Here is a 14,560-nt window from a genome sequence, read left to right on the forward strand (position 1 = left end):
AGCGTTGGAGGGAAAAGATGCAGAGCATTTCAACATTAAAACTTTTTCGTAATTCGGTATTTCGAAATTTATGGTCATCTACTCTTATTTCTAATTTAGGGGGGCTGATACAAGCTGTTGGAGCAGGGTGGTTAATGGCGTTGATTAGTTCTTCGCATTCCATGGTTGGGCTAGTTCAAAGTGCCACAACATTACCACTTGTTATGTTTTCTTTGATGGCAGGGGCATTAGCTGATAATTTTAATCGGCGTCAAATTATGTTGTGTGTACAGATTATGATGATGGTCATATCGATGAGTTTATCTGTTTTAGCCTATATGGGATTTCTAACACCTTGGCTTTTGTTATGTTTTACGTTTTTGATTGGATGTGGCACAGCTTTTTATAATCCTTCTTGGCAAGCAACGATAGGAGATATTGTGAGCAGGGAAAATATTCCTGCTGCTGTTAGTTTGAATAGTGTCGGCTTTAATTTGATGCGGAGTGTTGGTCCTGCGATTGGTGGTGCCATCATTGCAACTTTAGGGGCATCGGCTGCTTTTTTGTTTAATGCTATAAGCTATATTCCTCTTATTGGTGCGTTGTTTTTCTGGAAGTCGAATTATGAAAACAACTCATTGCCACGAGAAAGGCTGTTAGGAGCTGTCTCAGATGGTTTGCGTTATGTTGCGATGTCACCTAATCTCTTAAGTATTATGGTTCGAGCGTTCCTTTTTGGTATAGGAGCAACTTCTATTTTAGCACTTTTGCCAATTGTTGCGCATAAAGTTCTTGGAGGAAGTGCCCTTCTTTATGGTACATTGCTCGGTTGTTTTGGGTTAGGAGCCATGACAGCAGGTATTATTAATGCAGTTGTACGGCATCATTTTCGTTCAGAAACAATTATTGCAAGTGCATTTATTGGTTTCGCCTTTTCTTGCTTTTTATTGGGAATCAGTCGTTCACTGATTATAAGCCATATTGCTTTATTTCCTGCAGGGTTATGTTGGGTTTTGGCCTTATCGTTGTTTAATACATCTGTACAACTCTCTACACCACGCTGGGTTGTTGCACGTTCTTTAGCTCTTTATCAAACGGCATCTGCCGGGGGGATGGCTATTGGAAGTGCAATCTGGGGAGGTTTAGCTGATGGTTATTCTCCAACAATTGCTTTGAGCGTTTGTTCTTTATTCTTGATTTTTGGTGCTCTTGCAGGGGTAAAATTTAGAATTCAAGAAATTCCTCAGATAGATTTAAATCCTCTTGATCATTTTAGAGAGCCGGAATTATTACTCGACCTCAAAGCAAGAAGTGGCCCGATTATGATAATGATCGATTATAAAATTCATGAAAATGATCTTGAAGAGTTTCTCAAAGTGATGACGCGTCGACGCCATATTCGATTACGTGATGGTGCGCGTCAGTGGGTTCTTTTACGAGATCTTGAAAGACCTGAATATTGGACAGAGGCTTATCATATGCCAACATGGGTAGATTATTTACGCCATAATCATCGTCGCACAAAAGCGGATGCAGAAGTCAATAAGCGTCTGCGTCATTTAAATTGTGCTCCTAACGGTATAAGAGTGCACCGTATGATTGAACGCCAAACAATACCTCAAGCCAATGAGATGCTTTTAAAAGTTTCCTCTGATCATCTCCCTTAGGGTTAAAACAGTTTTTGTAAAATATTAAATTATGTTAATATTATTTCGATCAATTTGTTAGCGTAATCATAAAAAAATTGCTGTTTCAATATTTAATGAATTGATTTATAATGGTTATTTTTCATTTTTCATGTTGAGTGATAGATTCTGAAAATCTTAAGCTTTTCTCGTTTCAAATCTATTTAGAGTAAATCAGTCCATATCTTTGCTTGTACATTATAAACGAGGACTAAAGTATGAGTAAAAAACGATTGAAAAAGAAATAAAAAGCCTTTTATGAATCCTTTAAATGCAAGGATTATTGCGACATTAAGAGGAAAAAGTGTGTGGTGGTGTTAGCTTATAGCACTGACTTAAATTTTGATATGAATACGGTAAATATAGACAATGAAAAGCACCATATTTTTCTTAATTGATAGAGAAAAATATCTTTCCGCAAAAGGTGGTTGGGAAAAGAATCGATTAAATTGTGAAAATCCGCTTTGGTTTAAATAGACCTTTGTCGAGAGTGCCTATAGCAAGAAGTTGTTCCTTATAGAGGACACAAATTTCCTCTTCATCAAGAGGTGCTTTGTGATGATTCAAGAGGATAGAATGGCCTCTTATAATTCTCTGTGCTTGAGTTTCATTAAGGATATAGTGAGGGAGGCAATCCAATGCGGCGCTTGTGTCAATTAAGAGCCCATCGAGTGTTGAGAAGTTTTTTTCAAAAGAACGATTATTCTCATCTGTAGTGTTTTTATTTGGCGGAATGGCCGCTTTTAGTTCCTCCCATGTAATGAGATCTTCTTCATCAAAAGGTGCGACGGCAATACGTCTTAAATCAGCAATATGCCCATAGCAACCGAGATCACGTCCCATATCGCGTGCTAAAGAGCGCACATAAGTTCCTTTTCCGCAGGTTATTTCAAAGATAGAATGCTCTTTGGTAGGCATTTCTAATAACTTGAAAGTTTCTATTTCCACTTCACGGGGCGGAATGTCAACAACTTCCCCTTCACGCGCTAAATCATAGGCACGATTTCCAGCAATTTTGATTGCTGAAAATTGTGGAGGTGTTTGCAAAATAACACCTGTATATTGAGGAAGAAGAGCAAGTATTTCTTCTTGTGTTGGACGTATGAGAGAAGTTTTCGTTATTTCTCCTTCTAAATCATCTGTTGAGCGCTCTTGCCCCCAAGCAATATGAAAACGGTAAGTTTTTTTGCCTTGCATCACGTAAGGGACGGTTTTGGTTGCTTCGCCCAATGCAATGGGAAGGAGACCAGAAGCAAGAGGATCAAGTGTACCCGCATGTCCTGCCTTTTGAGCATGGAAGAGCCATTTGATTTGTGAGACAGCTTCTGTTGATTTCATTCCTTTTGGTTTATCAAATATGACCCAGCCAGAAACAGGACGCCCTTTTTTCTTGTGTTGCCGCGCCATATCTTTAATCCTCATCTGTATCACTATGGTGAAGATCGCGTGCAACCTCAGGCGAGCGAAGGAGGGCATCAATTTTTGAAAAATTATCAAAGCTATTATCAAGTCGGAAACGCAGTTCTGGCATATATTTCATTTGTCGCAACGCATGACTGATTTCTCCACGGAGAAAACGACTATGTTTATTGAGGGTATCAACAACATCGGTATGAGAAGCATTTTTAAGAGTACTGAGAGGTGATACAAAGCAAGTAGCAATTTTTAAATCTGGTGACATGCGTACTTCAGAGACAGAAATAACAATATCTTTCAAGACATCATCAAGCAAAATATCACGCTGTAATATATGCGCTATTGCATGACGTACTTGCTCTGCTACTCTAAGTTGCCGTTGTGATGGCCCTGCATTTTTCATCAAAGTTTTATCCCTGCTACAAGATCTCTTTTTTAATCATCAAGATAAGGAAAAAAGAGACATTGTTTATAAAATCCAATCACTTTAACTCTGTCGTGAAATGAGGAAAGTTATTGGATTATTTTATAATGTGCGGTTAATATGTTCGATACGGAAGGTCTCAATGATGTCTCCTGCGCGCATGTCTTCATAATTTTCAAAGGCTATTCCACATTCTTGACCACTTTGCACTTCATTGACTTCATCCTTAAAGCGTTTGAGTGTTTTCAGCTTTCCTTCGTGAATAACGATATTATCGCGGATAAGGCGAACACCGGCTCCTCGTTCTATTTTACCTTCTGTAACACGACATCCTGCAACTTTTCCAATTTTTGTAATGTTAAAGACTTCTAGAATTTCAGCATTACCAAGGAAAGTTTCACGCTGTTCTGGTGAGAGTAATCCAGACATAGCAGCCTTGATATCGTCAACAAGATCATAAATGATGTTGTAATAACGAATTTCAATTCCTTGTGTTTTAGCAAAATCACGTGCCTGCTTATTGGCTCGAACATTAAAGCCAATTACAGCAGAGTTAGAAGCTTCTGCAAGAGAAATATCACTTTCGGTAATTCCTCCAGCACCAGAATGTACAATACGCGCACGAACCTCGTCATTTCCGAGTTTTTCCAATGCTGAAGCGATTGCTTCAATTGATCCTTGCACATCTCCTTTTATAATAAGAGAAAATTCCTTAACACCAGTCGTTTGCAATTTTGTCATCATCTGTTCAAGAGAACCACGCGAACCAGTTTGCCGCGCAACAGCTTTATCACGTGCTAATCGTTGCCGATATTCAGAAATTTCACGTGCTTTTGCTTCATGTGTGACAACAGCAAAACGGTCTCCGGCTTGTGGTGTTCCTTGCATGCCTAAAATTTCAATTGGTGTAGAGGGAACGGCCTCTTTGACATGGCGGCCATGGTCGTCAATCAAAGCACGTACACGACCCCATTCATTTCCAGCAACGATAATATCAGAAGGGTGTAATGTACCTTTTTGAACAAGAACTGTTGCAACAGACCCACGTCCGCGATCCAATTTGGCTTCAATGATAACGCCCTCTGCAGTTCGTTGAGGATCTGCTTTCAGATCAAGCATTTCAGCTTGAAGAAGGATAGCTTCGAGAAGTTTATCAAGATTTTGACCAGTTTTAGCAGAAACTTCAACGTCCAAAGTTTCTCCACCCATAGTTTCAACAAACACTTCATGTTGTAGAAGTTCTGTACGCACTTTTTGTGCATTCGCAGCTGGTTTATCAATTTTGTTGATAGCAACAATGATAGGTACACCAGCAGCTTTCGCATGATTGATTGATTCAATCGTTTGAGGCATAACACTATCATCAGCGGCTACAACGAGAACAGCAATATCAGTAACACGAGCTCCGCGTGCACGCATAGCGGTAAATGCAGCATGACCTGGTGTATCAATAAAGGTAATTTTTTGACCATTTTGTTCTACTTGATAGGCACCAATATGCTGCGTAATACCTCCTGCTTCGCCAGAAACAACATTTGCTTTACGAATAGCATCCAAAAGCGAAGTTTTTCCGTGGTCAACATGGCCCATAATGGTTACAACAGGGGCGCGCTGCTGCATGTTTTGAGGATTATCTGTTATATTAAAGATACCTTCTTCTACGTCAGATTCTAAAACACGTTTAACAGTATGGCCAAATTCAACAGCGATGAGTTCGGCAACATCTGCATCAATAACATCGCCAGGTTTCATCATTTGTCCTTGTTTCATCAAGAATTTAATCACATCAACAGAACGCTCAGTCATACGTTGTGCGAGCTCTTGAATAGTAATCGTTTCAGGAAGAACAACTTCGCGAGAAATTTTTTCTCTTGGTTCTTGATTTTGTGCACGCTTAAACTTTTCCTGTCTACGCCGCATTGCAGCCATTGAGCGCCCACGTGCGCTTCCTTCTTCATCCAGTGCACTATTCAGAGTTAACTTTCCGCGTCTCCGCTCATCAGCTCCTTTGACAACTTTGGGTACACGTATTTCTGATTTAGCAGGATTAGCACGTCGACTATGCCGTTCTTCCTCTTTATTGTCATCTATTTTGCGTTTTTCAACCACGGTTGTCTGTTTAGGGGCAATAGGAATATCTGTCTGTTCAATGAGAGGGGGAACAGGTGGAGTCTGTACTGGCGATATTTCTTCTTCTTGTTGGAGATGTATTTCTTTTTCTTTAATTTCTTGCTGTAAAATTTCTTCACGCTCTTTAGCGCGTCTTGCTTCTTCTTCGGCTTGTTCTCGCGTTATTTTTTCTTGGATATGTGCTTCTTCTAACGCGCGAAGTCTCGCTTCCATTTCAGTTGATGAAAGATTGCTTTTGGTCACAGATTCTTGAGGCTTTTTTCCCTCAAAACGCGGTTTAGAACGCTGGGGGGCCACATGCGGCTTTGTAATGGGCTGTAGGGTTTCAGCTTTTTCATCAGGTCGCGTAATTTTACGCCGTTTGGTTTCGACAACGACAGCCTTCGTACGGCCATGACTAAAATTTTGTTTAACCGTACTCGTTTCCAAGACAGACCTCTTGAGAGTTAGTGTCTTCTTGACGGTTGTTTTGTCGTTGTTATTTTCACTCATTGTACTTCCTTCACGGCTTGGGCCGTCATCTCACTAGACTTACTATGCTTGTCGTCACGATAGCTGATCAATTTACATGTTGTTTTGAGAAATCCTTCAGCAGCTTTTGTGTCCAATAAAGCTGCGTGCATTACAGGATTAGAGCCAAAAGCCACTCGCATTTCATCACTTGTAAATAAAGATATGGTTTTTATAGTCCGATTTGTTTGTTGTTGTATTGAATGGATGGCCTGTGCAATTTTTCGTTTCCCATCTTCTGTTGTTTCTTTAGCATGAAGTACAAGAATAACTTTACCAGAGCGGATAGCAGCGTCAACCTTTGTTGCTCCCATAACAATTGCTCCCGCTTTTCGTGCCATGGAAAGGCTTGAAAGAGCGGCTTTTAGTAAAAGCGTATCAACAATATGCACAAGATTTGGTGCAACCTCAACATCTGTTTTAAAATTTCTATGAAAAGCTTTCTGTTTGATTGCTTTCTCAATAACAGCGTGATGGGCAGAAATCCAAACGCCACGCCCTGGTAAATTCGCTTTAAGATCAGGAACAATTTGGTTATTGGGACCAATAACAAAACGGATCAGCGTTTGTGCTGAAGCATTTTTTCGGGTCACAATGCAAGTCCGTTCGTTCATTTAAAGTGTATCCACATCCAAATCATCTGTTTTTTCATCTTCTACAGGACTTTCTGTAACAAGATCAGCTTGGTCTATCCAGCCTGCTTGTACACGTGCGGCTAAAACCATAGCTTCTGCATCTGCGCGTGTAATGTCAAAAGGGGTTAAAATACCAGAAAAATTCTGTGTTTGACCTTCTTTACGTTCTCTCCAACCAGCTAAATCATCAACGGCATAGCCAGCAAAGTCTTCTATTGTTTTTACACCATCTTCACCTACAGCAACCAACATAGCACTTGTCATTCCAGGAAGTGTTCGCAATTCGTCAGAAACTCCAAGCTTTTTGCGTTTTTCATCAAGTTCTTTTTCTTGATGATCAAGATATTCGCGGGCACGACTTTGGATTTCAGCGGCGGTATCATGGTCAAAACCATCAATAGAAGCGATTTCTTCAAGATCAATATAGGCGATTTCTTCAATAGAAGAAAAACCCTCTGATGCCATAACCTGTCCGATCATTTCGTCAACCTCTAAGGCTTCCATAAACAATTTACTTCGTTCAGTAAATTCTTTTTGACGATTTTCAGATTCTTCCTTTTCCGTTAAAATATCAATGTTCCATCCTGTTAGTTGCGAAGCCAAGCGAACATTTTGCCCACGTCGTCCAATAGCAAGGCTAAGTTGATCATCTGGCACAATAACTTCAATCCGTTCAGCATCTTCATCAAGGATGATTTTAGAAACTTCAGCAGGTTGCAGTGCATTAACGACAAATGTTGCCGCATCAGGTGACCAAGGAATAATATCAATTTTTTCGCCTTGTAATTCAGCAACAACAGCTTGTACACGACTTCCTCGCATTCCAACGCATGCTCCAACAGGATCAATGGAACCATCACGTGAAACAACGGCGATTTTAGCCCGTGAACCTGGATCACGAGCAACAGATTTGATTTCTATAATACCATCATAAATTTCTGGTACTTCCATAGTGAAAAGTTTTACCATAAATTGGGGATGTGTGCGTGAAAGGAAAATTTGCGGACCACGCGTTTCACGGTGTACATCATTGACAAAAGCACGAATGCGATCTCCATAGCGGAATGATTCACGAGGAATTAATTCATCACGGCGAACAATAGCTTCACCGCGCCCTAGATCAACGATGACGTTACCATATTCCACACGCTTAACTGTACCAGAAATAATTTCACCAACTTTATTTTTGAATTCTTCATATTGCTGATCGCGCTCTGCATCGCGTACTTTTTGTACAATAACCTGTTTAGCAGATTGTGCTGCGATACGTCCAAAATCCATAGGAGGTAAAAGATCAGCAAAAAAATCACCAATTTTTGCTTCTGCTTGACGTTTGAGAGCATCAGACAAAGTAATTTCCGTTGTATAGTCTTCAACGACATCAACGATTTTAAGCAGGCGCTGTAATTTAATTTCACCTGTTTTAGAATTGATTTCAGCACGAATATTGGTTTCTTGACCATAACGAGAACGTGCTGCTTTTTGAATAGCATCAGCCATCGCAGAAATGACAATTTCACGGTCGATTGACTTTTCACGTGCAACAGCATCTGCAATTTGCAGAATCTCAAGCCTGTTAGCGCTTGTAGCCATCAATTTTCTCCTTCTTTGTGCCACACGATGGGTATTTCCCAGTGATATTATTTTTTGAAATTGAGCGTCTGTATAGAGTCGTTAGCGTTCTCTTCGGCAATGAATTGTTGACTTAAATCTTTATTTTGTTTCAATGCATCGCGAATAAGCTCATCGGTAAGCACTAAATGCGCATTTATGATATCACAAAAGGAAATAGGGGTATACATGGCTTCTCCATAAGCAGCTTTATCAGTGTTTAAAATAAATCCATCTTGCGTGATATTTGTAAGTGTCCCACGAAATTTTCGGCGCCCATCAATTGTTATTTTGGTTTCAATTTTTGCAAGATGCCCTTGCCAATGAAAAAAATCAGATTTTCTTACCAATGGACGATCAATTCCAGGTGATGAGATTTCTAAATGATATTTGCGTTCAATAACATTTTGTACATCAAGGAGGGGAGAAACAGTTCGACTAACAGTTTCACAATCTTCTATGGTCATAGAACCATCGGCACGTTCAACCATAATTTGAAGTGTTAAACCATTTTGACCAAGAAGTTTTACACGAACCAAACGAAAACCTAAAGGTTTAAGTAGTGGTATGACAAGAGCAGCAACCTGTGCTTCGATACCATCTTCTTCAAACAGGCGCGGTTCGTCAAGATTGCTTATTTTTTCAGCTTCGTTCATACATTTTATCCAAGTTGGTTTCATCAGTTTTATGATATTAAAAAAGAGCGGGTCCAACGGCCCACTCTTCATCATAAGACCAAGAATTTAACTATTGATACTCTTAAATTCAAAATTTTTCAAGTTGTTTATGAGAAAAGTGCTTGATCATTTATTTCTTGATAAAGGTAAGATAGGCAGGCGTTCGTCCTTCGCGTAAAGCTTTTGCTTCATAGCGGGTTCCGCTCCATAGTGGATAAGGGAGTTTCCAGTCTTGAGGGCTTTCTGCTTTCCATTCAAAGTGATCATGTTGTGCACAATGATACAAAGTCCAGTTTACATAACTGTCTATATCGCTAGCAAAGCGAAAAAATTTTCCTATTTTAAGAACACGAGCAAAACGGTTAAGATTTTTTATGTTGATGAAGCGTCGTTTCCAGTGTTTCTTTTTCGGCCAAGGATCAGGATAGAAGAGGTCTATTCCATCAAGCGAGTTATCAGGGAGCCAATCAAGAAGGCGTGTAGCATCATCATTATAGAGGCGAAGACGATTTTGATGGTTTTGATGCTGTTCAAGAGACGATAATATTTTTGCCATGCCATTGATAAAGGGCTCGACGCCGATAAAACCGGTTTTTGGAAAATATGCCATTTCATGAAGTAAATGTTCACCTCCACCAAAACCGATTTCAAGTCGAATTTCTCTTACTTTGCTTGAAAATAAGGATGTAAGGTTTAAGGGAGGAGGGACATTTAAATCAATATTCAAACTGGGGAGAAGCATTTGTATACGTGTAAGCTGACTGTTTCGAAGTTGTTTTCCTTGTCGGCGTCCAAAAAATGCTTCACTCTTACGTATATTATGTTTAATCATGGGATTTGGATCATTGTTTGAAGCGTTTTCACGAGATCAGTTTTTTCCCATGAAAACGAACCATCGTGTTTTGGTTTACGACCAAAGTGACCATAGGCAGCTGTTTTCGCATAAATAGGTTTATTGAGGTCAAGATGTTTTCGAATGCCGGTAGGTGAAAGGTCCATTATTTTGCGGATGGCTTCTTCAATAACCTTTTCATCGACTTTTCCTGTTCCATGAAGATTAAGATAAATAGATAAAGGTTGTGCAATACCAATTGCATAGGAGAGTTGAATGGTGCATCTCTCTGCTAAATGAGCAGCAACAATATTCTTAGCCAGATAGCGTGCCGCATAGGCAGCAGAACGATCAACTTTTGTTGTATCTTTTCCTGAAAAAGCACCGCCTCCATGGGGTGCTGCACCTCCGTAAGTGTCCACAATAATTTTGCGTCCCGTTAATCCGGCATCGCTTTGAGGGCCTCCAATGACAAATTTTCCTGTTGGGTTAATATACCAACTGCATTGAGCTGCAATGGGAATGTCATGTAAAGCTTGGCGAATGTAAGGTTCAACCACTGTACGTACTTTATTGGAATCCCAGCTTTCATCAAGGTGCTGCGTTGAAAGAACAATGGATGTGACCTCTATCGGTTTTCCATTTTTATAACGTATGGTTATTTGGCTTTTAGCATCTGGTCCTAATTTTCCAGTTTCTCCCTCTCCTTTATGACGAGCTGCGGCAAGAAGTTTGAGAATTTTATGCGCATAATAAATTGGCGCAGGCATGAGATCAGGTGTTTCACGGCAAGCATATCCAAACATGATACCTTGATCACCCGCTCCTTCTTCACCATGCCGATCCGTAGCATTATCAACCCCTCTTGCTATATCAGCTGATTGTGGGCGCAAAAGAACATCAATTTTAACAGTTTTCCAATGGAAGCCTGCTTGTTCATAGCCAATGGTACGAATAGCACGGCGCGCTGCTGTACGAAAACGTGTAGGATTAATGAGTGGAAAGCTAGTTTCATCATAGATGAATTCTTTGTTTTTATCTTTTTTTAATAGCGTATCGGGAACACGTACTTCACCAGCGATAACAACACGGTTGACACTGACGAGAGTTTCACAGGCAACGCGTACTAACCATGGATCAGTACCAGTCTTTTCAGCTTCTTTATAGATCATATCAACGATTTCATCGGAAATACGATCACAAATTTTATCAGGATGTCCTTCCGATACCGATTCGCTCGTAAAAAGATAATCTTGATGCGGCATAGGAACTCCTTCAAAAAAGAAAACCAACGATTTAATCAATTGCTTACTAAAGTCGTCACCATTTGCTAATTCTACAGCAAATAGTCAATGCAAATGTATATGAATAAAAGAGAAAAGATATAATTTTAATTTATAACTTATTTGTCAAATCTTCCTCAGAAAGTGCTTTTGCCAAGTCAATAATTTTTCGACGCACTTTAGCATCAGATATATTTGTAAAAGCGCGCATGAGCTGAATCCCTTCGCTGCTAGAACAAAAGTCTATAAAATTGTGTTCACTTTCAGCAAAACCCTCTACTTGTTGGGAGGTAATACCTTTATCAAAAAAGTAAGAAACAGGAACATCCATAATTTCCGCTATCGCTTGAAGACGGCTGGCACCAATACGGTTTGTTCCTTTTTCATATTTTTGGATTTGCTGAAAAGTAATTCCTAATTTTTCACCTAGTTTCTCTTGAGTGAGTCCTAAAATATTACGACGTAAACGGATACGAGTTCCAACATAGATATCTATAGGGTCAGGTTTTTTTCTAGTTTCGGTCATAATGCAACTCTTTATTTCCAGCATTTTTCTTCTAAACCAACATCATATTTATGCGCAGTTGATTTATCATATAATTAAAACAATATGTAATATTTTTTCCCAATATCACTGGTACACACAACACAATACCGTACAAAGGGCACTTGAATCATTTAAGCTGTTTTGTAAAACCAAAACCAATACGACACAATAGCATAAGGATGAATAAGATAAAAGTAGAGAAAGTTCTGTATTCATTGCTTCCTATAGGGGTAATGGATGATGGAACTTGTGAATCAATAATGCCCACAGCATTTTGTCGAAGAGCTACAACGATTCGTCCATAAGAATCAATAACAGCTGATATGCCATTATTGGCGGCCCGTATGAGGGGGATTCCCAGTTCAACGGCACGAAGCTGTGCTTGTTGAAGATGTTGATAGGGTCCAGGTGTTACACCAAACCATGCATCATTTGTAATATTAATAATTGCTTGAGGTGGGGAGCCTTTAAAAGTCATTTCATGGGGAAATATTGCTTCATAACAAATTAAGGGTAGATAAGAAAATCCGTTTGGCATTGTAACAATTTTGCGCACACTTGCAGCACTATATCCACCAATATTATCAGCAAGGGTACGCAATCCAATTTTTTTCAATAAATTCTGATAAGGAAGATACTCACCAAAAGGAACCAAATGAAGTTTATCGGAAGTATTTAAAATATTACCTTGAGCATTAATGACTGCAATTGTATTAAAATATTGTGTTTGGGAATGAGGTAGATCATTGCTGGCGCGTATTGCTCCAACAATAGCCCATTGTTTAGGTTTTAAAAGAGAGGCAATGCGCATTGTGATAGATGAATTATCATAGAGAAGGTAAGGAACGGAAGCTTCAGGCCATACGATAAAATCGGGTTCTGAATTTTGATCGGTTGTTGGCGTTGCACTTAGCTTCATATGTGCTTCCAACATAGATTCTCGTGTATTATCACGCAATTTTATATTTTGTTGGATGGACGGTTGAACAATGCGCACCCAATAAGCACTTTTTTGATCTTCAGTTGTGTTTTCTATAGTATGGAGACGATAAAACCCAAAACCACAGTGAATGAATATAAGTGATAAGCAAAGAGAAAGTGCCACTTTCTTTTTTTCATCCGTTAATAAAACAGTTGGCAAACTGTAGGCTAAGACAGCAAGAATATTCATTCCGTAAAGTCCTACGATTGCATCAGATTGCATGAACATTGGGGTTGGCATGGCTGTATAGCCAAGAGAATTCCATGGAAATCCTGTGAATAAAAACGCACGCAACCACTCGGATAATCCTAATGCAAAGGCTAAAACAAAAAAGCGTGCTATTCCTTTTGTCCATAATAAACCGACAATAAAACCAGAAAAAAACCAATAAAGAGAAAGGTAGAGTGGAGGGAATAAAATGGCTAATGGGACTGCCCAACCAAAAGAATCTGGATCTGTTAACAAAGCATTGCATAGCCACCAAAGGCCGCAAATAAAATAACTAAAACCAAAGGTTCCACAGCTTAAAGCGTAAGTAAAAAAATATTTTTTATTGTTTTTGGTGGCCCGTATTGAGTCAAGTAAAACAATAAAGAGAGGGAAAGTTAAAAAGCAAAGAGGCGTTAAATAAAAGGGTGGAAGTGCAAAAGAAGTAAGAGCACCACACAGAAATATCCATGCTTGGCGCTTCCAGCCTGTAACAGAGAACAAAAAAACGATGAAATTGTTTAAAAATACTGGACTATTCTTTAGGGATGGCATTGTTCTCAAGATTCTCATTTTTGGGAATGCGAAAAATGCGCAATCGTTTAATCCGGCGTTTATCAGCTTCTAAAATACGAAATCTATAGCCAGGTACAGCTTCGACAATTTCACCTTTAGCAGGAATGCGATCAAGAATTGAGACGATCAAACCACCAATAGTATCAACTTCATCACCATATTCCCCTACGATAAAATCAGGACCAAGAGCTTTCTCCACATCTTCTAGTTCAGTTTTTGCATCAACGAGCCATTTATTATTTGGTTCACGTACGATAGCATTGTCGACATTATCATGTTCATCTTCGATATCCCCAACGACTAACTCAACAATATCTTCCATTGAAACGAGACCATCTGTTCCTCCATGTTCATCAATAACTAAAGCCATTTGAGTTCGTGTAGTTTGCATCCGTGTTAATAATTTGCTTGCAAGCATAGAACTGGGAACAAAGAGAACTGTTCGGATCAAATCCAATTCACCGATTGGAGTATGCAAGTCTGTATGGTTTAATTGAAGCAAATCAGATTTTTGTTCGGTTTTTGTTGGGTTGATAATAAAGCGAGTGATGTAGTTAAGAATATCGCGGATATGGATCATGCCGCGCGGATCATCTAAAGTTTCAGCATAAACGGGGATACGAGAATGACCAATTTTTGCAAAACATTTAAGGGTTTCTCCAAGAGAGGTGTTTATTTCTAATGCTTCGATTTCAGAACGAGGTATCATAACATCATCCACGCGTGCTTCACGTAAGCGTAAAATGTTATGCAGCATAGTACGTTCTTCAGGTGAGAAGAGGGCGGTATCTTTTTCATTGTTAGTCGTGAGTGCAACGGTAAGATCATCGCGCAGTGACGTAGATGCACAATTACGACCCCGTAAGAATGAAAATAAATGATTCATCAGGGAATATTTCTCTGTATGATTCGTCTGCTGAGAGGGGTCTTTTTCATTATTAGAAGATGCTTGACTATTATTTTGTGCATTTATTTTGTTTGCCATGGTTTTGAAATCTTCTAGACTTTCTTTTTTATAATAGATAAATAAGAGGCTTTAAATGGTATGCTGGTAATATTGATTTTA

The 14,560-nt window shown here is 39.3% G+C and carries 12 protein-coding genes; 1 reads left to right on the forward strand and 11 read right to left on the reverse strand.

What is annotated here, in order from left to right; translation table 11 throughout:
- Positions 1-17 precede the first annotated feature (17 nt).
- The gene (locus ACFIMK_RS08400; RefSeq protein WP_375611818.1) at positions 18-1,646 is read left to right on the forward strand and encodes an MFS transporter; all 1,629 of its coding nucleotides are present in this window, start codon (positions 18-20) and stop codon (positions 1,644-1,646) included.
- Between the two features lie 462 nt (positions 1,647-2,108).
- Here the strand turns inward: ACFIMK_RS08400 and truB are convergent, their stop codons facing one another.
- The 11 genes from truB to ACFIMK_RS08455 form a co-directional block, all read right to left on the reverse strand.
- Entirely contained in the window at positions 2,109-3,071 is a 963-nt protein-coding gene (truB, locus tag ACFIMK_RS08405; protein WP_375611817.1) for a tRNA pseudouridine(55) synthase TruB, read from the reverse strand.
- A 4-nt stretch (positions 3,072-3,075) separates the two neighbouring features.
- Positions 3,076-3,483 carry a 30S ribosome-binding factor RbfA gene (gene rbfA / locus ACFIMK_RS08410; protein WP_375611816.1) on the reverse strand — a complete coding sequence of 136 codons (408 nt, stop codon included), beginning with the start codon at positions 3,481-3,483 and terminating at the stop codon, positions 3,076-3,078.
- A 123-nt stretch (positions 3,484-3,606) separates the two neighbouring features.
- A complete protein-coding gene (gene infB / locus ACFIMK_RS08415; RefSeq protein ID WP_375611815.1) occupies positions 3,607-6,126 on the reverse strand; it encodes a translation initiation factor IF-2 in 2,520 nt (839 codons plus the stop codon).
- Entirely contained in the window at positions 6,123-6,758 is a 636-nt protein-coding gene (locus ACFIMK_RS08420; RefSeq protein WP_375627645.1) for an RNA-binding protein, read from the reverse strand. The genes infB and ACFIMK_RS08420 overlap by 4 nt, the downstream gene beginning before the upstream one ends.
- The gene (gene nusA / locus ACFIMK_RS08425; protein WP_375650859.1) at positions 6,759-8,372 is read right to left on the reverse strand and encodes a transcription termination factor NusA; all 1,614 of its coding nucleotides are present in this window, start codon (positions 8,370-8,372) and stop codon (positions 6,759-6,761) included. It abuts the gene before it with no gap.
- 47 nt (positions 8,373-8,419) lie between these two features.
- Positions 8,420-9,070, reverse strand: a complete 651-nt coding sequence (rimP, locus tag ACFIMK_RS08430; protein WP_375611870.1) for a ribosome maturation factor RimP — start codon at positions 9,068-9,070, stop codon at positions 8,420-8,422.
- A 127-nt stretch (positions 9,071-9,197) separates the two neighbouring features.
- Positions 9,198-9,899, reverse strand: a complete 702-nt coding sequence (locus ACFIMK_RS08435; RefSeq protein WP_375682845.1) for a tRNA (guanine(46)-N(7))-methyltransferase TrmB — start codon at positions 9,897-9,899, stop codon at positions 9,198-9,200.
- Positions 9,896-11,164, reverse strand: coding sequence for a methionine adenosyltransferase (gene metK, locus ACFIMK_RS08440; protein ID WP_375613312.1), 1,269 nt, complete (start codon positions 11,162-11,164; stop codon positions 9,896-9,898). Before metK ends, ACFIMK_RS08435 begins: the two co-directional genes overlap by 4 nt.
- A gap of 130 nt (positions 11,165-11,294) precedes the next feature.
- On the reverse strand, positions 11,295-11,708 hold the full coding sequence (locus ACFIMK_RS08445; RefSeq protein ID WP_375611810.1) for a helix-turn-helix domain-containing protein: 414 nt from the start codon (positions 11,706-11,708) through the stop codon (positions 11,295-11,297).
- Positions 11,709-11,856: 148 nt separating this feature from the next.
- Positions 11,857-13,491 (reverse strand): apolipoprotein N-acyltransferase, encoded by a 1,635-nt coding sequence (gene lnt, locus ACFIMK_RS08450; RefSeq protein WP_375682846.1) that lies wholly within the window; start codon positions 13,489-13,491, stop codon positions 11,857-11,859.
- Complete coding sequence (locus ACFIMK_RS08455; protein ID WP_375682847.1) at positions 13,454-14,479, reverse strand: hemolysin family protein; 1,026 nt, start codon at positions 14,477-14,479, stop codon at positions 13,454-13,456. The genes lnt and ACFIMK_RS08455 overlap by 38 nt, the downstream gene beginning before the upstream one ends.
- Positions 14,480-14,560 lie beyond the last annotated feature (81 nt).

It is taken from the genome of Bartonella sp. AP280QHHD, from assembly GCF_042196125.1.
Classification (GTDB): Bacteria; Pseudomonadota; Alphaproteobacteria; order Rhizobiales; family Rhizobiaceae; genus Bartonella.